Source organism: Streptococcus mitis (assembly GCF_005144795.1).
In the GTDB taxonomy this organism is placed as follows: domain Bacteria; phylum Bacillota; class Bacilli; order Lactobacillales; family Streptococcaceae; genus Streptococcus; species Streptococcus mitis_BB.
Genome location: NZ_SWFJ01000006.1, coordinates 17,428 through 42,606, shown reverse-complemented (window position 1 = coordinate 42,606; position 25,179 = coordinate 17,428). Strand labels below are relative to the sequence as shown.

The following is a 25,179-nucleotide window of genomic DNA, read 5'->3' as shown; positions in this document are numbered from 1 at the left end:
AGTTAAGATATTTTTGTAATATACAAAGTAAACGCTTACTTATTAAGGAGGGCATTTTATGTCATACAAAACAAGCAATGCAGAAGGTCATGTAGATTTCATCAATACATATGATTTGGAGCCAATGGCGCAACAAGTTATTCCTAAAGCAGCATTTGGCTATATCGCTAGTGGGGCGGAAGATACCTTCACTTTACGTGAGAATATTCGTGCCTTTAACCACAAACTCATCGTTCCTCATACTCTTTGTGATGTTGAAAATCCAAGTACAGAGATTGAATTTGCAGGTGAAAAATTGTCTTCACCAATCATTATGGCGCCTGTTGCAGCTCATAAATTAGCAAATGAACAGGGTGAAGTGGCGACTGCGCGTGGTGTTCATGAGTTTGGTTCCCTCTATACAACTAGCTCTTACTCTACTGTTGACCTTCCAGAAATTACAGAAGCCCTTCAAGGGACACCTCACTGGTTCCAATTTTACTTTAGTAAAGATGATGGTATTAACCGCCACATCATGGACCGTGTGAAGGCTGAAGGCTACAAAGCGATTGTCTTGACAGCAGATGCGACTGTAGGGGGTAATCGTGAGGTGGACAAGCGTAATGGTTTTGTCTTCCCAGTTGGCATGCCGATTGTTGAGGAATATCTACCAGAAGGTGCTGGTAAATCAATGGACTTTGTTTACAAATCAGCTAAACAACGCTTGTCTCCACGCGATGTAGAATTTATCGCTGAATACTCAGGACTTCCTGTTTATGTCAAGGGACCACAATGCCGTGAGGACGTTGAACGTTCGCTTGCTGCAGGAGCTTCTGGTATCTGGGTGACTAACCACGGTGGTCGCCAAATTGACGGTGGACCAGCTGCCTTTGACTCACTTCAAGAAGTAGCAGAAGCAGTTGATAAACGCGTGCCAATCGTCTTTGACTCAGGTATTCGTCGTGGTCAACACGTCTTTAAAGCCTTGGCTTCAGGAGCAGACTTGGTAGCTATTGGTCGCCCTGTTATCTATGGTTTGGCTCTTGGTGGTAGTGTTGGTGTGCGTCAAGTCTTTGAACACTTAAATGCGGAATTGAAGACAGTCATGCAGTTGTCTGGAACTCAGACTATTGAAGATGTTAAACACTTCAAACTTCGTCACAATCCATACAACCCAACCTTCCCAGTTGACCCTCGTGACTTAAAATTGTATTGATAAAATAGCTTGCCTCCACATAATGTGGAGGTTTTTGCTTGTATTTTAAAAGTTTCAATGAGGGAAAATGTATCAAAAACTATAGAAATATATTTTTCAGTCAAATATCTTGCTAGGGCTTTCATTTTTTGCTATACTGGTGCAGTAATTAAATAATAAAGACATTTGGGGTGCTTTAGGCTGAGATGATACCCATTGAACCTGATACAGTTAAGACTGGCGAAGGGAAATGTGAACAGTTTTTTTCGTATGTCGAAATGAACAATCTAATCTTGTAAGCTAAACTCTAATTCTTGATTGTAATTGGAGTTTTTTTGTTTATATAAACTGGATAGGCTTGTTTATACTCAATGAAAATCAAAGAGCAAACTAGGAAGCTAGCCGCAGGCTGTACTTGAGTACGGTAAGGCGAAGCTGACGTGGATTGAATTTGATTTTCGAAGAGTATTAGGTATCTCTCTGCAAATGCCCTCGATGTTCTTTAAAAGTATCAGGTGGAATTACGATTTTGCTTTGTATTTCTTGGTGTTTTATTAATTACTAATGAGTAAAGAGAGGAGAAGTAAATATGGAAACACAAGACTATGCATTTGAGCCAGGTTTGACTGTTGGAGAATTATTAAAAAGCAGTCAGAAGGATTGGCAGGCTGCAATCAATCATCGTTTTGTTAAGGAACTTTTTGCGGGGAGAATTGAGAATAAGGTCTTAAAAGACTACCTAATTCAAGATTATCACTTCTTTGATGCCTTCTTATCCATGCTGGGTGCCTGCGTAGCCCACGCAGACCAGCTTGAATCCAAGCTTCGTTTTGCCAAGCAACTAGGCTTTCTTGAAGCAGATGAAGACGGTTATTTCCAGAAGGCTTTCAAAGAGTTAAAAGTATCTGAGAATGATTATCTGGAAGTGACCTTGCATCCTGTAACAAAAGCCTTTCAGGATCTAATGTATTCGGCAGTGGATTCATCAAACTATGCCCATCTTTTGGTCATGCTGGTTATTGCAGAAGGTCTCTATTTAGACTGGGGTTCTACAGATTTGGCTCTACCTGAAGCCTACATTCATTCGGAATGGATTAATCTCCACAGAGGTCCTTTCTTTGCAGAGTGGGTTCAATTTCTGGTTGACGAACTTAATCGTGTCGGGAAAGGTAGAGAGGATTTGACAGAACTTCAGGAACGTTGGAATCAAGCGGTTGCTTTAGAATTAGCCTTTTTTGATATTGGCTATGACGCCTAGAGAAGGTTTAGGATATTTACAAATTTGATGAGGTAAATTATTCAATGTAAATAAAAAAATTTCTTAACGAAAGATAGAGATAAATCGAAATCAGTAGATCGTATAAAGTGAAAAGGAAGGATTTCAATATGACAAGTTTAAAATTATTAAAAGAAAAAGCACCATTGGTTATCTGTATCACTAATGATGTAGTAAAAAATTTCACAGCAAATGGATTAGTAGCACTGGGTGCATCACCAGCTATGAGTGAGTTTCCTGCAGATTTAGAGGATTTGTTAAAGTATGCTGGAGGTTTATTAATAAACATAGGAACATTGACAGATGAAAATTGGAAATTATACCAAGCTGCTTTGAAAATTGCAGAGAAATATAATGTCCCAGCAGTTTTAGATCCTGTAGCCTGTGGAGCAGGAGAATATAGAAAAAAAGTAGCAGATGATCTAATTAACAATTACAAACTAGCTGCGATAAGGGGAAATGCTGGAGAGATAGCCTCTTTAGTAGGGATAAATGTGGCATCTAAAGGAGTAGATAGTGCGGGCGTAGATAATATTGACGAAATTGCTCTAGCAGCAAATGAGAAGCTCAATATTCCTATAATAGTAACAGGTGAAGTGGATGCTATTGCGGTTAATGGAGAAGTGGTAACGATTCATAATGGTAGTGCCATGATGCCAAAAGTTATTGGGACTGGATGTTTATTAGGTGCTGTAGTAGCAAGCTTTATCGGACTTGAAAAAGGTCAAGAATTGAAATCATTAGAAACAGCAATGTTGGTTTATAATATCGCTGGAGAAATGGCAGAAAAACGTCCAAATGGACATCTTCCTGGAACATTTAAAGTTGAATTTATAAATGCCTTATATGAGATTACAGATGAAGATGTAAAGGAATTCAAAAGAGTGAAGTAAGATGTTTCATAAAGAATTACTAAAACTATATTTTATTTGTGGAACGACTACTTACCAAGGAAAAGATCTATATACGGTCGTTGAGGAAGCCTTAAAAGGTGGTATAACCTTATTTCAATTCCGTGAAAAAGGGGAGGGAGCCTTAGAAGGTAAAGAAAAAGTCGAATTAGCAATTAAACTACAGGATCTTTGTAAAAAATACAATGTTCCGTTTATTGTTAATGATGATATTGATTTGGCGATGGAAATTGACGCTGATGGCGTACATGTAGGACAAGATGATCTTGGAGTTGATGAAATTAGAAAATTGATGCCAGATAAAATAATTGGTCTTTCTATAAAAAACGAGAAAGAATTTCAACAATCAAAAGTTGAATATGTCGATTATGTTGGTGTTGGTCCTGTATTTGATACCCAGTCAAAAGATGATGCTGGTGGTGCTATAGGTTATGAAGGTCTTAAATTGATGAGAAAACTATTGCCACGAATGCCCTTAGTTGCAATTGGTGGGATACAGACGCAACATATTAAAGACATTATGAAGACCAATGTTGACGGTGTTTCAATCATTTCAGCAATATCGTATGCAAAAAATATAGAAAAAACTGTTCGAGAAATGAGTGAACAATAGGTATCTATCTAACCAAAGAAAGATCTGCTGTATTTCCAGTTCAATTTCTTGAACTAGAATAAATCGTTTGTTATAATATTTATATAATTAAATAATAAAGACATTTGGGGTGCTTTAGGCTGAGATGATACCCATTGAACCTGATACAGTTAAGACTGGCGAAGGGAAATGTGAAATGGTTTTGTATTTTTAGAAACTAACCATCTAATCTTGTAAGCTGAACTCTAATTCCTATCTGTAATTAGAGTTTTTTCTTTTACGAAACTGGATGAAGATGATACAAAGCATTTAGGTAGCTCACCTTGTATGCCCCACTTTTCTTTAAAAAAGGAGTTTTTTATGTTGAAAAAATGGCAGTTAAAAGATGTTATCTTACTTGCTTTCTTGTCTATCTTTTTTGGTGGCGTTTTTGTGGGTTCAGGTTATCTGTTTGATATCCTCACCCTGATTTTAGCACCTCTTGGCTTGCAGGCCTTTGCCAATGAAATCCTCTTTGGTCTCTGGTGTATGGCTGCGCCTATTGCTGCAATCTTTGTTCCAAGAGTCGGAAGTGCAACGATTGGAGAAGTGCTAGCTGCACTTGCTGAAGTCCTTTATGGTAGCCAATTCGGTCTAGGTGCCCTTTTGTCTGGCTTGGTTCAAGGTTTGGGAAGTGAACTTGGTTTTATCGTAACCAAGAATCGCTATGAAAGTTGGCTCTCTCTAACTGCCAATAGTATTGGGATTACGCTTGTTAGCTTTGTCTATGAATACATTAAGTTAGGTTACTATGCCTTCTCCCTTCCTTTTGTCCTTTCCTTGCTTGTAGTACGTTTTATTTCCGTCTTTTTCTTCTGTACCATCTTGGTTCGTGCCATTGTCAAACTCTATCATCAGTTTGCAGCTGGAGGCAAGGCATAGATGGGGCTGGAACTACGAGCGATTCAGTCACCAATCTTCCCTGAGCCGCTTGATTTTACTTTTCATGCGCAAGCCTTTACCTTGTTAGTTGGGAGCAGTGGTTCAGGAAAATCCAGCCTCTTTCAAATGATTGCCCAAGTCAGTTCTCTTCCCTATAGCGGTCAAGTCCTGATAAATGGGAGCGAGGTCAGTCAGCTTTCTATCATCGAACGTGTCCAGACGGTTGGTATTCTCTTTCAAAATCCCAATCATCAATTTACCATGGAGAACTTGTTTGAGGAGCTGATTTTTACCTTGGAAAATATTGGGCATCCCGTTCAGGAAATTGATTCTAAAATAGCAGATGTGGTTCGACAATGTCGCTGCGAGAAGATCTTGCACCGTCCCATCCATCACTTATCAGGTGGGGAAAAGCAAAAGGCTGCTTTGGCTGTTCTCTTTGCTATGAATCCTAGGGTCTATCTCTTGGATGAGCCCTTCGCTTCCATTGACCGCAAGAGTAGGATAGAGATATTGGAGATTCTAAAAGAGTTGGCCTCTAATGGGAAGACAGTTATTTTGTGCGACCATGATTTATCTGACTATGAAGCCTATATCGACCATATGGTGGAGCTAAGAGACGGACAACTAACGAAAATAAATCAAATCCCTGCCTCTGAAATGACACAGGCTGTTTCAAAGGAGATTGCTTCTAGCCCAGAACTATTCCATATGGATCGAACAACTTGTGAGCTGGATAAGCATCCCCTCTTTTCAATTGCGGATTTCACATTTTACCAAGGGATTTCCTGTATCTTGGGTGATAATGGTGTCGGGAAATCAACCCTCTTTCGATCTATTCTTCAATTTCAAAAGTATAAGGGGCGCATTACCTGGAAGGGGACAGTCCTGAAAAAGAAAAAGAGTTTGTATCGTGACCTGACGGGTGTTGTTCAGGAAGCTGAGAAGCAGTTTATCAGAGTCAGTCTGCGAGAGGAACTGCAATTAGATAGTCCAGACTCTGAAAGAAATCAGCGGATTCTCCAAGCTTTACAATATTTTGATCTGGAGCAGGCATTTGATAAGAGTCCCTATCAATTAAGTGGTGGCCAGCAAAAGATTCTTCAGCTCTTGACCATCTTGACCAGCAAGGCGTCTGTGATTTTGCTAGATGAACCTTTTGCAGGTTTGGATGATAGAGCCTGCCATTATTTTTGCAAGTGGATTGTGGAGGAGAGAAATCAGGGAAGAAGTTTTCTGATCATTAGCCATCGTTTAGATCCCTTGATCTCTGTGGTTGATTATTGGATTGAGATGACTAGTCAGGGTCTCAGTCATGTGAAAAAAGTGACAATTACCAAACCACTCACATCTCAGAGTAGCAATACTCAAGGGGAGGTGAGATAGTATGGTCAAAGTAGCAACCCAGACACCGATTATCAGTCTCTTCTTGCTGATTTTATCCTTGGAAACATCTTTCATTCCTTCGATTGCTCTTAATCTCTCGGTAGTCGCATTTTGCATTCTCTTTATGCTCTATTACCGGCGATTTAAAGTATTGGCTTGGATGATTCTGCTCGCCATTTTGCCATCCTTGGCCAACTACTGGGCAGTTCAGTTACATGGGGATGCTTCGCAGGCAGTCATGCTTGGAACGAGGGCCTTTGTGACCGTTTGTATTGGTCTTGTCTTTGTTTCCTCTATTTCCCTAAAAGAGCTTCTCTTGTACTTGGCTCAAAAGGGGTTATCACGCTCTTGGGCCTATGCCTTGATTGTGGTATTCAATTCCTTCCCCCTTATCCAGCAAGAAATCAAGTCCCTCAAGGAAGCTTGCTTATTACGCGGTCAAGAACTACATTTTTGGTCGCCCTTGATTTACAGCAAGGTTCTGATGACAGTCTTTAGGTGGCGCCATCTTTACCTGAGAGCCCTATCGGCGCATGGATATGACGAACATGCACAGGCGGAGAATCGCTATCGGACTTTTTATATTCCTCAAAGGACACTATTCATCTACCTGCTTTTCTTTTTATTGCTTCAAACCAGTCTATTTTTATAAAGGAGTTATTATGGAATTTACAGATATTGCGATGGAATTATCCAAGGAAGCTTGGCAGACTTCCTTTCATCACCCCTTTGTTTTACAGTTGCAAGAGGGAAATTTAGACCTGTCCATCTTTCGCTATTACTTGATTCAGGATGCCTACTATTTGAAGGCCTTCTCAGAAGCCTATCACCTCTTGGCTGATAAGACTTCAAATCAAGAGATGAAAAGACTCTTGAAACAAAATGCTCAGAGTCTAGTGGAAGGTGAGTTATTTATCCGCCAACAATTTTTCAAGGAATTGGAAATCAGCGATCAGGAAATGGATGAGCATCCAATCGCTCCAACCTGCTATCATTATATCTCTCACATTTATCGGCAATTTGCAGAGCCAAACTTGGGTATTGCCTTTGCAAGCTTGCTGCCTTGTCCTTGGCTATATCATGATATAGGCAAATCACTTAATCTTAAACCATCACCAAATCCTCTCTATCAACAATGGATTGAAACGTATATTACGGATGAATTGGAGCAGCAGATCAGAGAGGAAGAGGCTCTGGTCAATCAACTCTATCGAGAAAGTGACGAGACAGACAAGAAAAAAATGCTAGATGCCTTCCACATCAGTGTTCATATGGAAGCTAAGTTTTGGGAAATGGCCTACCAACACCAGACATGGAAGAGCGATTTACAGTCTTTAGAAACAGGAGAAGAATAGAAACATGAGAAAGCACCAATTACAAGTTCACAAATTAACCATTTTATCCATGATGATTGCCCTTGATGTAGTCCTTACGCCTATCTTTCGGATTGAGGGAATGGCACCGATGTCCAGTGTAGTCAATATTCTAGCTGGAATCATGATGGGACCTGTTTATGCCTTGGCTATGGCTACAGTGACAGCCTTTATCCGTATGACGACTCAAGGGATTCCGCCTTTAGCTCTCACAGGAGCGACTTTTGGAGCCCTTCTAGCAGGTCTCTTTTATAAGTATGGTAGAAAATTTTACTTTTCTGCTTTGGGAGAAATTTTGGGAACAGGTATTATTGGTTCTATTGTTTCCTATCCTGTTATGGTACTCTTTACAGGATCGGCCGCTAAGCTTAGTTGGTTTATCTACACTCCTCGATTTTTCGGTGCAACCTTGATTGGTACAGCGATTTCCTTTATTGCCTTTCGATTTTTAATCAAGCAGGAATTCTTTAAAAAAGTTCAGGGATATTTCTTTGATGAAAGGATAGACTGATGCAGGCATTTACAAATCCTTTTCCTCTGGCAACGACTTCCCTCATTCACTGTATTACCAATGAGATTTCTTGTGAGATGCTAGCAAATGGGATTTTGGCTCTGGGATGTAAACCAGTTATGGCAGATGATCCCCGTGAGGTTCTTGATTTTACTAAGCAAAGCCAGGCACTCTTCATCAATTTGGGGCATTTGTCAGCTGAGAAGGAAAAAGCAATCCGTATGGCAGCTTCTTATGCAGATCAAGTTTGTCTTCCAATGGTAGTAGATGCGGTTGGCGTAACAGCTTCATCCATTCGTAAGAGCTTAGTTAAAGACCTTTTAGACTATAGACCTACGGTCCTTAAAGGAAACATGTCGGAAATCCGAAGTCTTGTTGGCTTAAAATACCACGGCGTTGGGGTCGATGCGAGTGCTAAAGACCAAGAAACTGAGGATTTACTTCAAGTCTTGAAAGACTGGTGTCAGCTTTATCCTGGTATGTCATTCTTAGTTACTGGCCCCAAGGACCTCATCGTTTCGAAGAATCAGGTCGCTGTACTGGGAAATGGCTGTGCAGAATTAGACTGGATAACAGGGACAGGAGACTTGGTTGGAGCTTTAACAGCTGTTTTTCTCAGCCAAGGAAAGACTGGATTTGAAGCTTCCTGCTTAGCAGTCTCTTATCTCAATATCTCTGCTGAGAGAATAGTTGTTCAAGGGATGGGATTGGAAGATTTTCGTTACCAAGTACTCAATCAGCTTTCGCTCCTCAAAAGAGATGAAAATTGGCTAGAAGCCATAAAAGGAGATGTTTATGAATAGAGAAGCACTTAGACTGTATCTGGTAACCAATCGCTACCAAGATTCCTTGGAAAGTTTTCTTGAAAAGATTGAGACGGCTTGCCGTTCAGGTGTTACCATAGTCCAATTACGAGAAAAAAATCTCACAACCAATCAATACTATCAACTAGCCAAACAAGTCAAGGAAATAACAGATGCCTATCAGGTACCCTTGATAATCGATGATCGCTTGGATGTCTGTCTCGCAGTTGATGCTGCTGGTCTGCATATCGGAGACGATGAACTACCAGTTTCGGTTGCCCGCAAAGTCTTGGGCCCTGACAAAATCCTCGGTGTCACAGCTAAAACTGTAAAAAGAGCCCTCGAGGCAGAAGAAGGAGGTGCGGATTACTTGGGGACAGGAGCCATTTTCCCGACTACGACCAAGGAAAATGCGCCTATCACCCTGATTTCAACCTTGAGGACAATTTGCCAAAGGGTCGCCATTCCAGTAGTTGCTATTGGAGGCTTGACGTCAGAGAATATTGACCAGCTTGTTGACACTGGCATAGCTGGTGTAGCTGTAGTGCGTGATTTGATGCAGGCAGAAGATATAGAGACAAAAACGCAAGCCTTTTTGACAAAGTTGGATGGCATTATTTTCTAATTAATACTCAATGAAAATCAAAGAGCAAACTAGGAAGCTAGTCGCAGGTTGCTCAAAGCACAGCTTTGAGGTTGCAGATAAAGCTGACGTCGTTTGAAGAGATTTTCGAAGAGTATAAAAACTCTCTAATTCCCTTAAAGTAGGAACTAGAGAGTTTTTTTAATCTTTAAAGCTTGTATGGTTAACTGGGCCAGAACCATGACCGAGTTGAGGGGCGTCTTGGATGGCTTTCGTGATAAAGGCCTTGGCCTTATCAACTGCATGGTAAAGACTTTTGCCCTTGGCTAGTTCAGCAGTAATCACTGCAGCAAAGGTACATCCAGTACCATGAGTGTGACAGGTTTGAATTCGTGGGCTTTCCCAGACAAATTGTTCATCCTTGGTAAAGAGGAAATCCTTGGCACCACCTTCGAGATGGCCACCTTTAATGACTACAGATTGAGGACCAAATTCTTTTAAAATCAGGCGACCGGCACGCTGCATGTCTTCAGGATCATGGATTGAAAAACCAACAATCTCTTCTGCCTCAGGAAGATTCGGAGTGATAATGGTTGCAAGGGGAAGTAGGTTTGTTTTTAGGTAAGTTCTGGCACTGGTATCAATCAGGGTGTCACCGCTTGTTGCGACCATAACAGGGTCAAGAACATAGGGACAGTCCAACTTTTTAAGATAGGGTTGGATGATTTCCATAATTTCGGTAGTTGCCAACATCCCAGTTTTTACAGCCTGAGGCTTGATATCCGAAAAGACACTCTCCAATTGGGCTTTCAACATTTGAGGAGAAACGTGCTCGATTAATTGAACGCCTCTGGTATTTTGAGCGACAAGACTGGTCACAACGGCCATTCCATAGACATCTCTAGCTTGGAACGACTTTAAATCAGCCATAATGCCAGCACCACCACTAGGGTCAGTCCCTGCAATGGTCAAAGCAACGGGTAAATAAGTCATCTAAAACCTCCCAACCAACTGAAGTTTGTATTCTTAAGAACAAGCTAGTCCGTTTCAGGAAGGCAATAGAAGACTGCTAGTCCCCATTATCATTTCCACTTCCATCAGCTAGCATTACCTAGATTGAGTCAAAGGGTCTAACAGTTGTTAATCTCAGCTTTACGCACCCCTAGTGGTTGTTTTCTTTTTTCTTTAGTATAGCATATTTTTATAGTTTATATAGTAAGATTTGACTGAAAATCCTTTATCAAATGGTTAAAATTCAAATTTTCAAAGAAAAGATTAATTTCATAGTTGACAAATGTAGATTTTGAGAGTATACTGATAATTGTAATTGACAAATGTAGATTTAGGAGGTGTGATGATGCAGATTTCAGATGCAGAATGGCAGGTCATGAAGATTATTTGGATGCAAGGAGAGCAGACAAGTACGGATTTGATCAGGGTTCTGGCGGAGCGGTTCGACTGGTCCAAGTCGACCATTCAAACTCTTTTGGCTCGTTTGGTTGAGAAAGAGTGCTTGACTCGGAAAAAAGAAGGCAAGTCCTTTGTCTATTCAGCTCTTTTAACTTTAGACCAAAGTCGGGATTTACTTGTCCAAGATATCAAGGACAAGGTTTGTTCTCGTAGGATTAAGAACTTGTTAGCTGATTTGATTGCTGAATGTGATTTTACTCTGGCTGACTTGGAAGACTTAGAAGCTGTGATTTCTAAGAAGAAATCAAGTGCTGTAACAGAAGTAAGATGTAATTGTATGTAAAGGAGACGTCATGTTAAATAGTATTGTAACCATTGTTTGTATTGCCCTTATCGCGTTTATCTTGTTTTGGTTTTTCAAAAAGCCTGAAAAATCTGGACAAAAAGCCCAGCAAAAAAACGGCTACCAAGAGATTCGAGTGGAAGTCATGGGGGGCTATACGCCTGAGTTGATTATCCTCAAGAAATCAGTGCCAGCCCGCATTGTCTTTGACCGTAAGGATCCTTCACCCTGTCTGGACCAAATTGTTTTTCCAGATTTTGGTGTACATGCGGACCTGCCAATGGGTGAAGAGTATGTAGTGGAAATCACGCCTGAGCAGGCTGGAGAGTATGGTTTCTCTTGTGGCATGAATATGATGCACGGCAAGATGATTGTAGAATAGGAGAATGATATGACTGAAATTGTAAAAGCAAGTCTTGAAAATGGTGTTCAAAAAATCCGTATCACGGCAGACAAAGGCTACCATCCAGCCCACATTCAACTGCAAAAAGGAGTTCCTGCTGAGATCACCTTTCACCGTGTGACACCTTCAAACTGTTATAAGGAAATTCTGTTTGAAGAAGAAGGCATCTTGGAACCAATCGGCGTAGACGAGGAGAAAGTCATTCGTTTTACACCTCAAGAATTAGGCCAACATGAATTTTCTTGTGGCATGAAGATGCAAAAGGGAAGCTATACAGTCGTTGAGAAGACTCGAAAATCTCTATCACTTTTACAGCGTTTTTGGATTACTAGTATCTTTACTGTGCCTCTTGTGATCCTCATGATTGGGATGTCGACAGGAGGAATTAGTCACCAAGTCATGCGTTGGGGCACCTTTTTAGCCACAACACCGATTATGCTAGTAGCAGGTGGTCCTTATATCCAAAGTGCTTGGGCTAGTTTTAAAAAGCACAATGCCAACATGGATACCTTGGTTGCTCTGGGAACCCTAGTGGCCTATTTCTATAGCTTAGTTGCCCTCTTCGCTGGTCTCCCCGTTTACTTTGAAAGTGCTGCATTTATCTTCTTCTTCGTTCTTATGGGAGCCGTTTTTGAGGAGAAAATGCGGAAAAATACTTCCCAAGCTGTGGAGAAATTACTTGACTTGCAGGCTAAAACTGCAGAAGTCTTGCGTGAGGATAACTATGTTCAAGTCCCTTTGGAGCAAGTCAAGGTAGGTGACCTGATTCGAGTGCGTCCCGGTGAAAAGATTGCGGTTGATGGTGTCGTAGTAGAAGGTATCTCTAGTATTGATGAGTCTATGGTGACAGGTGAGAGTCTGCCTGTGGACAAGACAGTTGGAGATACCGTCATTGGTTCAACCATCAATAATAGTGGAACACTTGTTTTTAGAGCAGAAAAAGTTGGTTCAGAGACTGTTTTGGCTCAGATTGTGGATTTTGTGAAGAAAGCTCAGACAAGTCGTGCGCCGATTCAGGACTTGACGGATAAAATTTCAGGGATTTTTGTTCCAGCAGTTGTCATTTTAGGGATTGTGACCTTTTGGGTTTGGTTCGTCTTGCTCAGGGATAGTGTAGTTGTGCTTGGAGCGAGCTTTGTGTCTTCGCTTCTCTATGGAGTAGCAGTTCTGATTATTGCCTGCCCTTGTGCATTGGGACTTGCAACACCGACAGCCCTTATGGTGGGGACAGGTCGCAGTGCCAAGATGGGAGTTCTCCTCAAAAATGGAACGGTTCTACAGGAAATCCAGAAAGTCCAAACTATTGTTTTTGATAAGACAGGAACTTTGACGGAAGGGAAACCTGTGGTCACAGATATCATCGGCGACGAAGTAGAAGTGCTTGGATTGGCAGCTTCCTTGGAAGAAGCTTCTCAACACCCATTGGCTGAGGCTATTGTTAAGCGAGCGACTGAAACTGGACTTGAGCTTCACACTGTGGAAAATTTCCAAGCCTTGCACGGAAAAGGTGTTTCAGGGCAAATCAATGGAAAACAAGTTTTGCTTGGAAATGCTAAAATGCTGGATGGCATGGATATTTCTAGCACTTATCAGGAAAAACTAGAACAACTGGAAAAAGAAGCTAAGACAGTTGTGTTCTTGGCTGTTGAGAATGAAATCAAAGGCTTGCTTGCTCTGCAAGATATTCCTAAGGAAAATGCTAAGCTTGCCATCAGTCAGTTGAAAAAACGAGGTCTTAAAACAGTCATGCTGACAGGAGACAATGCTGGTGTGGCGCGTGCCATTGCCGATCAGATCGGAATCGAAGAGGTCATTGCAGGTGTCTTGCCAGAGGAAAAAGCTCATGAAATCCATAAACTACAAGCGTCTGGCAAAGTAGCCTTTGTTGGGGATGGTATCAATGACGCTCCTGCCCTTAGTGTAGCAGATGTGGGGATTGCTATGGGAGCTGGAACAGATATTGCCATCGAGTCAGCAGATTTGGTGTTGACAACTAATAACCTCCTAGGAGTGGTTCGTGCTTTTGACATGAGTAAGAAAACCTTTAATCGAATTCTGCTCAATCTTTTCTGGGCCTTTATCTACAATGTCGCCGGAATTCCGATTGCAGCAGGAGTCTTTTCTGGTGTTGGACTGGCCCTCAATCCAGAACTAGCTGGTCTAGCCATGGCCTTTAGTTCTGTATCTGTTCTGACTAGTTCACTCTTACTAAACTTTAGTAAAATCGACTAAAAGTGGGCTTACTCGCTTTTTATTATAAAACAGAATTTAAAAACGTTTTCAAACTGTACTGTAATAGAGAATAAAAACTTCTGAGCAGATTCTTAGTAAACTAAAATTAAATGTGGTAAATTAGAATTGTAATAAATTTACTAAAAGCGTTTTCATAATTTATATGAATGTTTCTTAGTAAATTTAAAAATATTTGAAGGAGAGTTATCATTATGACTCAAGGGAAAATTACTGCATCTGCAGCAATGCTTAATGTATTGAAAACATGGGGCGTAGACACAATCTACGGTATCCCATCAGGAACACTCAGCTCATTGATGGACGCTTTGGCTGAAGACAAAGATATCCGTTTCTTGCAAGTTCGCCACGAAGAAACAGGTGCTCTTGCAGCGGTTATGCAAGCTAAATTCGGCGGCTCAATCGGGGTTGCAGTTGGTTCAGGTGGTCCAGGTGCGACTCACTTGATTAACGGTGTTTACGATGCAGCTATGGATAACACTCCATTCCTAGCAATCCTTGGATCACGTCCAGTTAACGAATTGAACATGGATGCTTTCCAAGAATTGAACCAAAACCCAATGTACAACGGTATCGCTGTATACAACAAACGTGTAGCTTACGCTGAGCAATTGCCAAAAGTTATTGACGAAGCTTGCCGTGCTGCAGTTTCTAAAAAAGGTCCAGCTGTTGTTGAAATCCCAGTAAACTTCGGTTTCCAAGAAATCGACGAAAATTCATACTACGGTTCAGGTTCATACGAACGTTCATTCATCGCTCCTGCTTTGAACGAAGTTGAAATCAACAAAGCTGTTGAAATCTTGAACAATGCTGAACGTCCAGTTATTTACGCTGGTTACGGTGGTGTGAAAGCTGGTGAAGTGATCACTGAATTGTCACGTAAAATCAAAGCACCAATCATCACAACTGGTAAAAACTTTGAAGCTTTCGAATGGAACTATGAAGGTTTGACAGGTTCTGCTTACCGTGTTGGTTGGAAACCAGCCAACGAAGTGGTCTTTGAAGCAGACACAGTTCTTTTCCTTGGTTCAAACTTCCCATTTGCTGAAGTTTACGAAGCATTCAAGAATACTGAAAAATTCATCCAAGTGGATATTGACCCTTACAAACTTGGTAAACGTCATGCCCTTGACGCTTCAATCCTTGGTGACGCAGGTCAAGCAGCTAAAGCTATCCTTGATAAAGTAAACCCAGTTGAATCAACTCCATGGTGGCGTGCAAACGTTAAGAACAACCAAAACTGGCGTGATTACATGAACAAACTCGAAGGTAAAACTGAGGGTGAATTGCAATTGTACCAAGTTTACAATGCAATCAACAAACATGCTGATCAAGACGCTATCTACTCAATCGACGTAGGTGACACTACTCAAACATCTACTCGTCACCTTCACATGACACCTAAGAACATGTGGCGCACATCTCCACTCTTTGCGACAATGGGTATTGCCCTTCCTGGTGGTATCGCTGCTAAGAAAGACAATCCAGATCGCCAAGTATGGAACATCATGGGTGATGGAGCATTTAACATGTGCTACCCAGACGTTATCACAAACGTTCAATACGACCTTCCAGTTATCAACGTTGTCTTCTCAAATGATAAATATGCCTTCATCAAGGACAAATACGAAGACACAAACAAACACTTGTTTGGTTGTGACTTCACAAACGCTGACTACGCTAAAATTGCTGAAGCTCAAGGAGCTGTTGGATTTACAGTAAACCGTATCGAAGATATCGATGCAGTTGTTGCAGAAGCTGTTAAATTGAACAAAGAAGGTAAAACTGTTGTTATCGATGCTCGCATCACTCCACACCGTCCACTTCCAGTAGAAGTACTTGAATTGGATCCAAAACTTCACTCAGAAGAAGCAATCAAAGCCTTCAAGGAAAAATACGAAGCAGAAGAACTCGTACCATTCCGTCTCTTCTTGGAAGAAGAAGGTTTGCAATCACGCGCAATTAAATAATTCCTTCGTGGAACTTAAAAAGATCGGAGTAATCCGGTCTTTTTATGGAGGATAGTAAATGAATTTAAATCAATTAGATATTATCGTTTCAGATGTTCCCAAAGCCTGTGCTGACTTGGAGCGTATTTTGGATAAAAAGTCCGATTATGTTGATGACAGTTTTGCTCAGTTTACGATTGGCAGTCACTGTCTGATGTTGTCCCAAAATCATTTGGTTCCTTTGGAATATTTTCAGTCAGGAATCATTCTTCATATCGAGGTTGAGGATGTAGACCAGAACTACCAACGATTAAAAGAGATCGGTGTCGAGATTTTACACGTCCCTTGTGAAACGGATTGGGGAACAGAGTCCTTATTAGTTAAAGGTCCTGCTGGTCTAGTGCTTGATTTTTATCGTATGAAATAGGACATAGTAGAGTTTGATCGCCAATAAAACTTATAGCATAAGAAGGGATTTATTCACTATTTTTATAAAATTTTCTCCCTACTTTATAAGATGTTAAAAAGAGTTCAATTCGAATTCTTTTTTTGCTATAATGAGGGGAGAAAAATCAGACAGGAGATTAAGATGTCAGAACCATTATTTTTACAATCAGTTATGCAAGAAAAAATCTGGGGTGGAACCAAGCTACGTGATGAGTTTGGCTACGACATCCCAAGTGAAAAAATAGGGGAATACTGGGCCATCTCAGCTCATCCAAATGGAGTTTCAAAGGTGGCAAATGGTCGTTACGAGGGAACAGATCTAGCTACTTTGTATGCGGAGCACCGTGAATTGTTTGGCAATCGTCCTGAGCCTGTATTTCCGCTTTTGACTAAGATTCTGGATGCCAACGACTGGCTCAGCGTCCAAGTTCACCCAGACGATGCTTACGGACTCGAGCATGAAGGCGAACTTGGAAAAACAGAATGCTGGTACATCATCGCTGCGGATGAAGGTTCAGAGATTATCTACGGTCACAATGCCAAGTCAAAAGAAGAACTCCGCCAGCAAATTGAGGACAAGAATTGGGATACTTTGTTGACAAAAGTACCAGTTAAGGCTGGAGATTTCTTCTATGTACCAAGTGGCACCATGCACGCTATCGGGGCAGGTATCTTAATCCTTGAAACCCAGCAGTCTAGCGATACCACCTATCGTGTCTATGACTTTGACCGTAAGGACGACAAGGGGAACTTGCGTGAACTTCACCTTGAAAAATCCATTGATGTATTAAACATTGGTGAGCCAGCAAATAGCCGTCCTGTAACTGTCAAAGCAGATGATTTGCGTTCAACTCTCCTTGTATCCAATGATTTCTTTGCAGTTTACAAGTGGGAAATTACTGGAAAAGTTGACTTCGAAAAGACAGCTGACTACAGCTTATTCAGTGTCTTGGCTGGTCAAGGTCAACTGACTGTTGACGGAAAAAACTATCCAATCCAAAAAGGTAGCCACTTTATCCTACCAAGTGATGTTGAAACTTGGACTCTGGAAGGGCAAGGTTTGGAATTGATTGCTAGCCATCCATAAAAAAAAGAAAGGGCCTGAGTTCACTACTCAAGTCCTTTTTGATTACATAAATTGGGCGATAAAGACCACGATGATGATGATTGGAATAATAAAGCGAAGAAGGAAGAGCCAGACTTGGAACAGTCCCTGTTTCCATGCTCTTTCATCGAGATGGAGTTCCTCCATAGCAAGAGCCTTTTTGAAGATGTAGCCTGTAAAAAGTGAAAGGCAGAGGGCTCCAAATGGCATGAGAAGATTGGAAACCAAGAAGTCCATAGCGTCAAAGAAGGTTTTACCGAAAATGTGAATATCTGCCATGACACCGTAAGAAAGGGCTGAAGGAATACCAAAAACAAAGGTCAAGATTCCTAAAATAGTACTCCACTTAGTACGTTTGCTGTTGTCCTGATTGGTGATATTGCCTACATTGATTTCCAACATAACGACAGAAGAAGTGACTGTCGCAAAGAGGAAGAGCAAGAGGAAGAGGATGTAGAAAATGGTTCCCAAAGGCATCTTGTCAAAGAGTTGAGGTAAGACGATAAATAGCAAGCTTGGTCCCCCTTCAGACTGGATATTGAAGGCTGACATGGCTGGGAAAATGGCGAGACCTGCCATGATGGACACCGAGATGTTCATTGCTACGATAGAAATTCCTGACTGGACTAGATTGGTTTTCTTATCCAAATAAGAAGCATAGGTCAGCATGGCTGTAACCCCTAGTGAGAGGGCAAAGAAAGATTGTCCCAGAGCATAGAGGAGGCCAGCACTGGTCAGTTTTGAAAAGTCTGGTTTGAGGAAGTAGAGAACGCCTTCCATGGCATTTGGCAAACTGAGAGAGCGCCCGATGATGACGACAAAGATGATAAAGAGTAGGGGCATCATAACCTTAGATGCTCTTTCAATCCCTTTCTGAACACCACGTGATACAATAAAGATATTCAACAGGATAAAGGCTGCTTGAGCTCCTAGGGCAATGACTGGATTGGAAATGATTGAAGTAAACAACTGAGCGTAATCACTCGTTTCACCAAGTTGGAACAATTTTCCAAACTCAATACCCAGATAAACCAGAATCCATCCTCCAATAACACTGTAGAATGATAAGAGGATAAAAAGGGCAAAGGCACCAATCCAACCGATAAAGTTGTATTTGCTATTCTTGCCTAGTTTTCCAAAGGTTTTAATCCCAGAGACACCAGCACTTCGGCCAAGGGCAAATTCAGCTAGCAAAAGAGGGAAACCGATTAGAATAGTGGAAATGAGAAAGACCAGTAAAAAGCCTCCACCGCCATTAGCAGCAGTCATGTAGGGGAATTTCCAAACGGCACCAAGTCCGATGGCTGAACCAGCAGATGCTAGGATAAATCCCAGTTTAGAACCCCATTGCGATTTTTCAGACATAGTTAAACTCCTAAAATTAGTGTTACAAAAGAAAAAGCTACTGCCCTTGGCAAATAGCCTCATCAGTACTCAAAGTGAGCGTTTCTTTTGATTGATAGACTTGACTATCCTATCATGTTTTCTAAGGTCTGTCAAGAAAACCATTTTCAAGTTTTCACACCTTTCTCAAAAAATTTAAAAAAATTCACAAAAACGCTTGACTCTGACCCAAGGGGAGGGGTTATACTATCAATGTAAGGAGAAAATCATGTACCATATAAAAGAAGCTGCGCAGCTTTCGGGCGTATCTGTCAAGACTCTGCACCACTACGACAAGATAGGACTTTTGGTTCCTTTAAAGTCGGAAAACGGTTATCGAACCTACAGTCAGGAGGATTTGGAACGCCTTCAGGTCATTCTTTACTATAAATATCTAGGCTTTTCTTTAGAAAAAATAGCAGAGCTATTAAAGGAAGAAAGGACAGATTTGTTGCCTCATTTGACTAGGCAGTTGGACTATTTGACTCGAGAAAGGGAACATCTGGATACCTTGATTTCCACCTTGCAAAAAACCATTCAAGAACATAAAGGAGAAAGACAAATGACCATTCAAGAGAAATTTGCAGGATTTAACTACCAAGACCATCAAAAGTACCACCACGAGGCGGTAGAGAAATATGGACAAGAAGTCATGGACCAGGCCATCGAGCGCCAAAAAGGTCACGAAGACGAGGCTACGTCTGCCTTCAATCAAGTCTTTCAAGCCTTGGCACAAAATCTTCAAGCTGGTCTACCGATAACAGCGTCTGAAAACCAAGAAGAAGCAGGCAAACTCTTGCAAGCCATCCGTACTTATGGATTTGACTGCTCTATTGAAGTCTTCGGCCATATTGGTAAAGGCTACGTCTATAACCCAGAGTTTAAGGAAAATATTGACAAATTTGGACTTGGTACAGCCCAGTACACATCAGATGTGATTGCCCACTATGTCCAAACTCAGACAAAATAAAATCGGAGGAGTATTCTTCCGATTTTTGCTAAATTCAAGCACTACTTGCTTAATAATTTTTCTACTACATTTAGTTTTCGCATGGTCAAATCTACATTGAAAAGCTTTTCAAGATAGTTGGTATGGAGTTTCTTTTGTTTTACAGTTCTAGGGAGATAGAGGTAAAGACAATGGTTACCGATACAAATTTCTTCTTCACCGTAATCAATTTTCAATTTTTCTAAAGGGAGACTTTGAATAGATTCTTGATAAAAAATCACGTGTATACGGTCATAAAGATAGTGTTCTCCAAACGGGTTTTCTTGGACAATTTTTTTAAAATCACTTTTGTTCTTGATTACCATTTTTAAGTCAGCACCAATATTTTCATTTATTAGAGTATGAACACGTTCTCGTATTGTTTCTAAATCTAAGTCACTTTCAAGAATGATATTCCCACTTTGAATATAGGTTCGAACTTGTTGAAAACCAGCTTCTGTTAAGATATCTACTAGATAAGACATTTTAGGGATAGCATTTTTTCCATTAGGAGTAACTCCCCTTAACAAAATAATATGTTCCAAAGTAGTTCCTTTCTTTTGGGGCTGATTTAGCCTAGCCATTGAATAATTTAGATTGGGTTTGATCCAGCCACCCAACCAGTGCAGAGAGCGGAAGTGATGTTAAAGCCACCTGTGTGGGCATTGATATCCAGTACCTCGCCCGCAAAGTGGAGGCCAGGTACCAGCTTGCTTTCCAGAGTTTTAGGGTTGATTTCCTTAAGACTGACGCCACCCTTGGTAACAAAGGATTTAGCTAAGGACATTTTACCAGTAACAGGAATTTTAAGTCCTTTGATGGACTGGAGAAGTTGTTCTTGTTCCTTTTCAGTCAACTGTTTGACTTTTTCAGGATATCCTTGCACAAGAAATTCTGCCAAGCGTTCTGGAAGCAAAGTTTTTAAGGCATTTTTTAGAGATTTTTCCCGATTTTCTTCTAGAAATGCAGCCAAGTCATTTTCAGAAAGTTGAGGCAAAACATCTAGCGAGAGAATCTCCCCACCCTTGACAAAACTAGACATACGCAGAGCAGCAGGACCTGACAAACCAAAGTGGGTAAAGAGTAAATCATGAGTGATGACATGCTTACCATAACTTAGGGTCACATCGTCCAGAGAAATTCCCTGCAAGGCTTTGTGTGGAAAATCTGTCAACAAAGGACTTTCAGCGGCCTCAAGCTCGGTGATGGTGTGTTTGAAATGGCGGGCAATCTCATGACCAAAACCAGTCGAACCAGTAGAAGGATAGGATTTACCACCTGTTGTGACAATGAGTTTCTCACAAGTGAAGGTTTGATCCGAGGACTTAAGGACAAACTGGTCATCTATCTTTTTAACCGAAACAATTTCTGTTTGAGTAGCAACTTGGCCACCTAGTTCAGTGATTTTCTTTTCTAAGGCCTCGATAATGGTTCGAGATTTGTCGCTGGCTGGAAAGACACGGCCGTGGTCTTCGACCTTAAGTTTAACACCATTTTCTGTAAAAAAGTTAATGATATCATGATTATCAAACTGAGAGAAGACACTGTAAAGAAAGCGTCCGTTCCCAGGGATGCCAGCTAGTAGGTCATCTAGAGTTCCGTTATTGGTTACATTGCAACGTCCCCCACCAGTCCCAGCTAATTTTTTTCCAAGTTTCCGATTTTTTTCGATGAGGAGGGTTTTCTGACCATAAAAGCTACTGGAAATAGTAGCCATCATGCCAGCAGGACCTCCACCGATGACAATAGTATCAAAATGTTTCATAGCTCTATTGTACCACAAAAAAACAAGAGATGATGGTCACCTCTTGTCAAGAATGCAATTAATCAATTTCATATCCCATCAGCAAACCACCATCTTCTGCATAAAAACTGCAGAGACCAGATGTTGGGAGAATTTTAATATCCGCCTGTGGGAAATTTTCACGGATTCGGTCTGAAAGCTGTTGGCAACATTTTTCGTTATTGCGTTGAGCCATGACAATACGACCACCAGCATATCCAGCTTTTATCAACTCTTCATAGGCTGCCTGAACTGATTTCTTTGGACCTCGTGCTTTTTGTAGTAATTCGAGGGTTCCAGTTTCACTAGCTTCTCCGACCATACGAATGTTGAGAAGGCCAACGACTGTACCGATAAGCTTGCTCAAACGGCCGTTTTTCACCAAGTTATCGACTTTGGCTAGAACAAAGAGCAACTTGGTTTTTTCTTGATAAGCTGTGATAGCTTTAACCACTTCTTCAAAAGATAGGCCCTGGTCAATTAAGTCATTTAATTTTTCTACGAGCAAGTCAACTTCACCGCCAGCAGACAAACTATCAATTACATGAATCTTAGTGTCAGGATGTTCTTCCAGATAAATATTCTTGGCTAGTTGAGCACTATTGTGACTGCCAGAAAGAGTACCAGTGATGGTTACTAGGAAAATGTTTTTGGCTCCTTCAAATGCTCGCAAATAATCATCTGGGCTTGGACAAGCTGATTTTGAAGCTTCTGCAGTTGCATACATGGTTTCCATCATATGGTTAATATCAAGATTGGCGTCATCAACAAAGACCTGATCAGCTACTTGAATGGTTAAGGGGACGCTTACAAAGGTCGTGTCAATAGCTGGTTTTGCCAGTTGACGATAATCACAACCAGAGTCAGCAATAATCTTCCAAGTCATAGAAATTCTCCATCTTTGCCATTTATACATTGACAAAGGTTCTGTCTTTTTTTACAATTATATCATGAAAGCCCTTGAAACAAAAGCCTTATCCGTCTGTTGTGACAAGTAGAAAGAAAATGTTATGTCTGAACGTAGAATCTCTGAAAAATCTCTTGAAAATCTCAGAAAATCAAACCAAGAATCCAATTTATTAACTAGAGAAGCTATTGAAACAGCCCTCTTGCAGCTCTTGGAAAAAAAGGACTTGACCAAGATTAGTATTTCTGAATTGGTCAAACGTGCAGGCGTTTCGCGTGCGGCCTTTTATCGTAATTATGATTCCAAAGAGGAAATTTTAGAGAGTGTCTTTAAACGGAGTGTCCACAATATCATGGAACAGTTGCATCATTATGATTTAAAGACAGACCTTTATCTGGTCTGGGTTCACCTTTTCCGAGAAGCAAGAAAGGAAGCCAGAGTGATTCAATTGGCCTTGGATTACCATCTGGAAAAAATCTTTGTCCAAGCCATGCAGGAATTTCTAGAAAAATACCATGGAAAATCAAAAGGTGTCAGCTCTTATCTTCATTCCTTCTGGAGCTCGGCCATCGTCTCTGTCCTACTAAAATGGATCAAGGATGGCATGAAGGTACCTGCTGAAAAGATTGCGGATTTACGGTTACCATTTTTTAAAAAATAGAGAAAAAGGAGAAAAGAGATGACTGAAAAAAGACTAGCCTGGGATGAGTATTTTGCAGCCCAAGCCCTACTAATTGCCAATCGTTCCACTTGTAAACGTGCCAAAGTGGGCGCGATTCTGGTAAAGGATAATAAGGTTATTTCTACTGGTTACAATGGTTCGGTGTCAGGAACCGAGCATTGCATTGACCACGAATGTCTGGTCATTGAAGGACACTGTGTTCGCACCCTTCACGCTGAGGTCAATGCTATCCTTCAAGGTGCAGAACGTGGTGTTCCCAAAGGCTTTACAGCCTATGTGACCCACTTTCCTTGTCTAAACTGTACAAAACAATTGCTGCAGGTCGGCTGCAATCGCGTGGTTTATATCAACCAGTATAGAATGGACGACTATGCCCAATATCTTTATCAAGAAAAGGGAACAGAATTGACTCATTTACCACTTGAGACAGTACAGGCCGCTCTTAAAGAGGCTGATCTAATGTAAAAATTATCAAAAATAAATGGTTTAGAAAGATTTTTAAACCGTTTTTTGGTATAATAAGAAGAATAAATTGAAAGAAGGAACTCCAAAAATGGGAAAAATTGAAGTTATTAATCACCCGCTGATTCAACACAAATTGTCAATCTTGCGTCGTACAGATACTTCTACAAAAGCTTTTCGTGAGCTAGTAGATGAGATTGCAATGTTGATGGGGTATGAAGTACTTCGTGATCTTCCACTAGAAGATGTGGAAATCGAAACACCAATTACAAAAACAGTTCAAAAACAATTGGCAGGTAAGAAATTGGCCATCGTTCCAATCTTGCGTGCAGGTATCGGGATGGTCGATGGGCTCTTGAGCTTGGTTCCAGCTGCTAAAGTTGGCCACATCGGTATGTACCGTGATGAAGAAACACTTCAACCAGTTGAGTACTTGGTGAAATTGCCTGAGGACATTGACCAACGTCAAATTTTTGTCGTAGATCCAATGTTGGCAACAGGTGGCTCAGCAATCTTGGCTGTTGACTCCCTTAAAAAACGTGGCGCATCAAATATTAAATTTGTCTGCCTTGTATCAGCACCAGAAGGTGTAAAAGCCCTTCAAGAAGCTCATCCAGATGTAGAAATCTTTACAGCAGCCTTGGATGAACGCTTGAACGAACACGGTTATATCGTTCCAGGTCTTGGAGATGCTGGGGACCGCTTGTTCGGTACGAAATAACATTAAAAAGAGATTAACTTGGAATAGGATTTCTAGTCGTGAAAGGAGGTTGAATTTTTGTTTCTGTCTGATGAAAACAGAGCAAAAATTTGACCTTTTTTGACCAAGATATTATAATAGTCTTATCTTCAGTCATTTGACAAACAAAAATAAAACTCAAAAGGAGAAATGAATGATTCCTGTAGTTATTGAACAAACAAGCCGTGGAGAACGTTCCTACGATATTTACTCACGTCTTCTCAAAGACCGCATCATTATGCTAACAGGTCCTGTTGAGGACAATATGGCTAACTCTGTCATTGCCCAATTGCTTTTCTTGGATGCCCAAGATAGTACAAAAGATATTTACCTTTATGTCAATACACCTGGGGGTTCTGTTTCAGCTGGTTTGGCAATCGTTGATACCATGAACTTTATCAAGGCAGATGTCCAAACCATCGTTATGGGAATGGCTGCATCTATGGGGACAGTCATCGCATCAAGTGGAGCAAAAGGCAAACGTTTCATGCTTCCAAATGCAGAATATATGATTCACCAACCAATGGGCGGTACAGGTGGTGGTACCCAACAAACTGATATGGCGATCGCTGCAGAACACTTGCTTAAAACTCGTAATACCTTGGAAAAAATCTTGGCTGAAAATTCAGGTCAGTCAATTGAAAAAGTCCATGCAGATGCAGAACGCGATAATTGGATGAGCGCTCAAGAAACACTTGAATATGGCTTCATTGATGAAATCATGGCTAACAATTCATTGAATTAATGTTGATAGAAGGCAAACTCGACGGGGTTTGCTTTTTTTGGTATAATAGGGAG

At 40.9% G+C, this 25,179-nt stretch carries 27 protein-coding genes and 3 riboswitches; of the genes, 22 read left to right on the top strand and 5 right to left on the bottom strand.

Features of this window, described 5'->3' with window-relative positions; genetic code table 11:
* Window positions 1-58 precede the first annotated feature (58 nt).
* The 11 genes from lctO (at window position 59) to thiE (FBF73_RS05110) (ending at window position 9,572) form a co-directional block, all read left to right on the top strand.
* Window positions 59-1,195 (top strand): L-lactate oxidase, encoded by a 1,137-nt coding sequence (gene lctO, locus FBF73_RS05165; RefSeq protein WP_000120714.1) that lies wholly within the window; start codon window positions 59-61, stop codon window positions 1,193-1,195.
* A gap of 156 nt (window positions 1,196-1,351) precedes the next feature.
* Window positions 1,352-1,440, top strand: a riboswitch (TPP riboswitch).
* 323 nt (window positions 1,441-1,763) lie between these two features.
* The gene (locus FBF73_RS05155) at window positions 1,764-2,432 is read left to right on the top strand and encodes a TenA family protein (protein ID WP_136937164.1); all 669 of its coding nucleotides are present in this window, start codon (window positions 1,764-1,766) and stop codon (window positions 2,430-2,432) included.
* A 128-nt stretch (window positions 2,433-2,560) separates the two neighbouring features.
* Window positions 2,561-3,343 carry a hydroxyethylthiazole kinase gene (gene thiM, locus FBF73_RS05150; RefSeq protein WP_049500173.1) on the top strand — a complete coding sequence of 261 codons (783 nt, stop codon included), beginning with the start codon at window positions 2,561-2,563 and terminating at the stop codon, window positions 3,341-3,343.
* Between the two features lies 1 nt (window position 3,344).
* On the top strand, window positions 3,345-3,974 hold the full coding sequence (gene thiE / locus FBF73_RS05145) for a thiamine phosphate synthase (RefSeq protein ID WP_136937163.1): 630 nt from the start codon (window positions 3,345-3,347) through the stop codon (window positions 3,972-3,974).
* A gap of 95 nt (window positions 3,975-4,069) precedes the next feature.
* Window positions 4,070-4,158, top strand: a riboswitch (TPP riboswitch).
* Window positions 4,159-4,313: 155 nt separating this feature from the next.
* Window positions 4,314-4,874: an ECF transporter S component gene (locus FBF73_RS05140; RefSeq protein ID WP_000915275.1), complete on the top strand. Its 561-nt coding sequence runs from the start codon at window positions 4,314-4,316 to the stop codon at window positions 4,872-4,874.
* Window positions 4,875-6,260: an ATP-binding cassette domain-containing protein gene (locus FBF73_RS05135; protein ID WP_000522084.1), complete on the top strand. Its 1,386-nt coding sequence runs from the start codon at window positions 4,875-4,877 to the stop codon at window positions 6,258-6,260. It begins immediately after the preceding gene.
* A gap of 1 nt (window position 6,261) precedes the next feature.
* On the top strand, window positions 6,262-6,912 hold the full coding sequence (locus FBF73_RS05130; RefSeq protein ID WP_000241384.1) for an energy-coupling factor transporter transmembrane component T: 651 nt from the start codon (window positions 6,262-6,264) through the stop codon (window positions 6,910-6,912).
* Window positions 6,913-6,922: 10 nt separating this feature from the next.
* On the top strand, window positions 6,923-7,615 hold the full coding sequence (gene tenA / locus FBF73_RS05125; protein ID WP_000397203.1) for a thiaminase II: 693 nt from the start codon (window positions 6,923-6,925) through the stop codon (window positions 7,613-7,615).
* 4 nt (window positions 7,616-7,619) lie between these two features.
* On the top strand, window positions 7,620-8,144 hold the full coding sequence (gene thiW / locus FBF73_RS05120) for an energy coupling factor transporter S component ThiW (RefSeq protein WP_001225552.1): 525 nt from the start codon (window positions 7,620-7,622) through the stop codon (window positions 8,142-8,144).
* Window positions 8,144-8,947: a hydroxyethylthiazole kinase gene (locus FBF73_RS05115; protein ID WP_136937162.1), complete on the top strand. Its 804-nt coding sequence runs from the start codon at window positions 8,144-8,146 to the stop codon at window positions 8,945-8,947. Before thiW ends, FBF73_RS05115 begins: the two co-directional genes overlap by 1 nt.
* Window positions 8,940-9,572 carry a thiamine phosphate synthase gene (thiE, locus tag FBF73_RS05110; protein WP_136937161.1) on the top strand — a complete coding sequence of 211 codons (633 nt, stop codon included), beginning with the start codon at window positions 8,940-8,942 and terminating at the stop codon, window positions 9,570-9,572. Before FBF73_RS05115 ends, thiE (FBF73_RS05110) begins: the two co-directional genes overlap by 8 nt.
* A 159-nt stretch (window positions 9,573-9,731) precedes the next feature.
* Here thiE (FBF73_RS05110) and thiD read toward each other — a convergent pair whose 3' ends face one another.
* On the bottom strand, window positions 9,732-10,523 hold the full coding sequence (gene thiD, locus FBF73_RS05105; RefSeq protein ID WP_136937160.1) for a bifunctional hydroxymethylpyrimidine kinase/phosphomethylpyrimidine kinase: 792 nt from the start codon (window positions 10,521-10,523) through the stop codon (window positions 9,732-9,734).
* Between the two features lie 83 nt (window positions 10,524-10,606).
* A riboswitch (TPP riboswitch) is annotated at window positions 10,607-10,704 on the bottom strand.
* Window positions 10,705-10,887: 183 nt separating this feature from the next.
* Here thiD and FBF73_RS05100 point away from each other — a divergent pair.
* The 6 genes from FBF73_RS05100 (at window position 10,888) to manA (ending at window position 17,419) form a co-directional block, all read left to right on the top strand.
* On the top strand, window positions 10,888-11,283 hold the full coding sequence (locus tag FBF73_RS05100) for a CopY/TcrY family copper transport repressor (protein ID WP_049511579.1): 396 nt from the start codon (window positions 10,888-10,890) through the stop codon (window positions 11,281-11,283).
* A gap of 10 nt (window positions 11,284-11,293) precedes the next feature.
* The gene (locus tag FBF73_RS05095; protein WP_000935077.1) at window positions 11,294-11,665 is read left to right on the top strand and encodes a cupredoxin domain-containing protein; all 372 of its coding nucleotides are present in this window, start codon (window positions 11,294-11,296) and stop codon (window positions 11,663-11,665) included.
* A 9-nt stretch (window positions 11,666-11,674) separates the two neighbouring features.
* Window positions 11,675-13,918, top strand: a complete 2,244-nt coding sequence (locus FBF73_RS05090; protein ID WP_084886859.1) for a heavy metal translocating P-type ATPase — start codon at window positions 11,675-11,677, stop codon at window positions 13,916-13,918.
* Between the two features lie 212 nt (window positions 13,919-14,130).
* Window positions 14,131-15,906: a pyruvate oxidase gene (gene spxB / locus FBF73_RS05085; protein WP_000191823.1), complete on the top strand. Its 1,776-nt coding sequence runs from the start codon at window positions 14,131-14,133 to the stop codon at window positions 15,904-15,906.
* 58 nt (window positions 15,907-15,964) lie between these two features.
* Complete coding sequence (locus tag FBF73_RS05080) at window positions 15,965-16,312, top strand: VOC family protein (protein WP_124787760.1); 348 nt, start codon at window positions 15,965-15,967, stop codon at window positions 16,310-16,312.
* A gap of 162 nt (window positions 16,313-16,474) precedes the next feature.
* Window positions 16,475-17,419 carry a mannose-6-phosphate isomerase, class I gene (gene manA / locus FBF73_RS05075; protein WP_124787759.1) on the top strand — a complete coding sequence of 315 codons (945 nt, stop codon included), beginning with the start codon at window positions 16,475-16,477 and terminating at the stop codon, window positions 17,417-17,419.
* Window positions 17,420-17,461: 42 nt separating this feature from the next.
* Here manA and FBF73_RS05070 read toward each other — a convergent pair whose 3' ends face one another.
* Entirely contained in the window at window positions 17,462-18,802 is a 1,341-nt protein-coding gene (locus FBF73_RS05070; RefSeq protein ID WP_124787758.1) for a sodium-dependent transporter, read from the bottom strand.
* Window positions 18,803-19,049: 247 nt separating this feature from the next.
* On the opposite strand from FBF73_RS05070, the gene FBF73_RS05065 reads away from it, so the two are divergent.
* Window positions 19,050-19,790 (top strand): MerR family transcriptional regulator, encoded by a 741-nt coding sequence (locus FBF73_RS05065; RefSeq protein ID WP_124787757.1) that lies wholly within the window; start codon window positions 19,050-19,052, stop codon window positions 19,788-19,790.
* Between the two features lie 41 nt (window positions 19,791-19,831).
* Here the strand turns inward: FBF73_RS05065 and FBF73_RS05060 are convergent, their stop codons facing one another.
* From FBF73_RS05060 to FBF73_RS05050, 3 genes are read right to left on the bottom strand one after another with little or no spacing between them, the layout of a single operon-like run.
* On the bottom strand, window positions 19,832-20,353 hold the full coding sequence (locus FBF73_RS05060) for a DUF1697 domain-containing protein (RefSeq protein WP_124787756.1): 522 nt from the start codon (window positions 20,351-20,353) through the stop codon (window positions 19,832-19,834).
* Window positions 20,354-20,400: 47 nt separating this feature from the next.
* Window positions 20,401-21,573, bottom strand: a complete 1,173-nt coding sequence (locus FBF73_RS05055; protein ID WP_124787755.1) for an NAD(P)/FAD-dependent oxidoreductase — start codon at window positions 21,571-21,573, stop codon at window positions 20,401-20,403.
* Window positions 21,574-21,631: 58 nt separating this feature from the next.
* A complete protein-coding gene (locus FBF73_RS05050; RefSeq protein WP_124787754.1) occupies window positions 21,632-22,477 on the bottom strand; it encodes a DegV family protein in 846 nt (281 codons plus the stop codon).
* A gap of 124 nt (window positions 22,478-22,601) precedes the next feature.
* Here FBF73_RS05050 and FBF73_RS05045 point away from each other — a divergent pair, with 124 nt between their 5' ends.
* The 4 genes from FBF73_RS05045 to clpP all read left to right on the top strand — a co-directional run bounded on the left by FBF73_RS05045 (window position 22,602) and on the right by clpP (window position 25,126).
* The gene (locus FBF73_RS05045) at window positions 22,602-23,159 is read left to right on the top strand and encodes a TetR/AcrR family transcriptional regulator (RefSeq protein ID WP_000004132.1); all 558 of its coding nucleotides are present in this window, start codon (window positions 22,602-22,604) and stop codon (window positions 23,157-23,159) included.
* Window positions 23,160-23,177: 18 nt separating this feature from the next.
* The gene (locus FBF73_RS05040) at window positions 23,178-23,645 is read left to right on the top strand and encodes a deoxycytidylate deaminase (RefSeq protein WP_124787753.1); all 468 of its coding nucleotides are present in this window, start codon (window positions 23,178-23,180) and stop codon (window positions 23,643-23,645) included.
* Window positions 23,646-23,733: 88 nt separating this feature from the next.
* Window positions 23,734-24,363, top strand: a complete 630-nt coding sequence (gene upp, locus FBF73_RS05035) for a uracil phosphoribosyltransferase (RefSeq protein ID WP_000515974.1) — start codon at window positions 23,734-23,736, stop codon at window positions 24,361-24,363.
* 172 nt (window positions 24,364-24,535) lie between these two features.
* Window positions 24,536-25,126 carry an ATP-dependent Clp protease proteolytic subunit ClpP gene (gene clpP, locus FBF73_RS05030; RefSeq protein WP_000613475.1) on the top strand — a complete coding sequence of 197 codons (591 nt, stop codon included), beginning with the start codon at window positions 24,536-24,538 and terminating at the stop codon, window positions 25,124-25,126.
* Window positions 25,127-25,179: the final 53 nt, after the last annotated feature.

Bases quoted from the DNA above. Each gene is read 5' to 3' on its own strand.
- thiM (WP_049500173.1), top strand. From the start codon at position 2,561: ATGACAAGTTTAAAATTATTAAAAGAAAAAGCACCATTGGTTATCTGT.
- upp (WP_000515974.1), top strand. From the start codon at position 23,734: ATGGGAAAAATTGAAGTTATTAATCACCCGCTGATTCAACACAAATTG.
- FBF73_RS05140 (WP_000915275.1), top strand. From the start codon at position 4,314: ATGTTGAAAAAATGGCAGTTAAAAGATGTTATCTTACTTGCTTTCTTG.
- FBF73_RS05090 (WP_084886859.1), top strand. From the start codon at position 11,675: ATGACTGAAATTGTAAAAGCAAGTCTTGAAAATGGTGTTCAAAAAATC.
- FBF73_RS05155 (WP_136937164.1), top strand. From the start codon at position 1,764: ATGGAAACACAAGACTATGCATTTGAGCCAGGTTTGACTGTTGGAGAA.
- tenA (WP_000397203.1), top strand. From the start codon at position 6,923: ATGGAATTTACAGATATTGCGATGGAATTATCCAAGGAAGCTTGGCAG.
- FBF73_RS05050 (WP_124787754.1), bottom strand. From the start codon at position 22,477: ATGACTTGGAAGATTATTGCTGACTCTGGTTGTGATTATCGTCAACTG.
- FBF73_RS05095 (WP_000935077.1), top strand. From the start codon at position 11,294: ATGTTAAATAGTATTGTAACCATTGTTTGTATTGCCCTTATCGCGTTT.
- FBF73_RS05065 (WP_124787757.1), top strand. From the start codon at position 19,050: ATGTACCATATAAAAGAAGCTGCGCAGCTTTCGGGCGTATCTGTCAAG.
- thiE (WP_136937163.1), top strand. From the start codon at position 3,345: ATGTTTCATAAAGAATTACTAAAACTATATTTTATTTGTGGAACGACT.
- FBF73_RS05070 (WP_124787758.1), bottom strand. From the start codon at position 18,802: ATGTCTGAAAAATCGCAATGGGGTTCTAAACTGGGATTTATCCTAGCA.
- clpP (WP_000613475.1), top strand. From the start codon at position 24,536: ATGATTCCTGTAGTTATTGAACAAACAAGCCGTGGAGAACGTTCCTAC.
- FBF73_RS05045 (WP_000004132.1), top strand. From the start codon at position 22,602: ATGTCTGAACGTAGAATCTCTGAAAAATCTCTTGAAAATCTCAGAAAA.
- FBF73_RS05130 (WP_000241384.1), top strand. From the start codon at position 6,262: ATGGTCAAAGTAGCAACCCAGACACCGATTATCAGTCTCTTCTTGCTG.
- FBF73_RS05080 (WP_124787760.1), top strand. From the start codon at position 15,965: ATGAATTTAAATCAATTAGATATTATCGTTTCAGATGTTCCCAAAGCC.
- spxB (WP_000191823.1), top strand. From the start codon at position 14,131: ATGACTCAAGGGAAAATTACTGCATCTGCAGCAATGCTTAATGTATTG.
- thiE (WP_136937161.1), top strand. From the start codon at position 8,940: ATGAATAGAGAAGCACTTAGACTGTATCTGGTAACCAATCGCTACCAA.
- FBF73_RS05040 (WP_124787753.1), top strand. From the start codon at position 23,178: ATGACTGAAAAAAGACTAGCCTGGGATGAGTATTTTGCAGCCCAAGCC.
- manA (WP_124787759.1), top strand. From the start codon at position 16,475: ATGTCAGAACCATTATTTTTACAATCAGTTATGCAAGAAAAAATCTGG.
- thiD (WP_136937160.1), bottom strand. From the start codon at position 10,523: ATGACTTATTTACCCGTTGCTTTGACCATTGCAGGGACTGACCCTAGT.
- FBF73_RS05135 (WP_000522084.1), top strand. From the start codon at position 4,875: ATGGGGCTGGAACTACGAGCGATTCAGTCACCAATCTTCCCTGAGCCG.
- lctO (WP_000120714.1), top strand. From the start codon at position 59: ATGTCATACAAAACAAGCAATGCAGAAGGTCATGTAGATTTCATCAAT.
- FBF73_RS05055 (WP_124787755.1), bottom strand. From the start codon at position 21,573: ATGAAACATTTTGATACTATTGTCATCGGTGGAGGTCCTGCTGGCATG.
- FBF73_RS05100 (WP_049511579.1), top strand. From the start codon at position 10,888: ATGCAGATTTCAGATGCAGAATGGCAGGTCATGAAGATTATTTGGATG.
- thiW (WP_001225552.1), top strand. From the start codon at position 7,620: ATGAGAAAGCACCAATTACAAGTTCACAAATTAACCATTTTATCCATG.
- FBF73_RS05115 (WP_136937162.1), top strand. From the start codon at position 8,144: ATGCAGGCATTTACAAATCCTTTTCCTCTGGCAACGACTTCCCTCATT.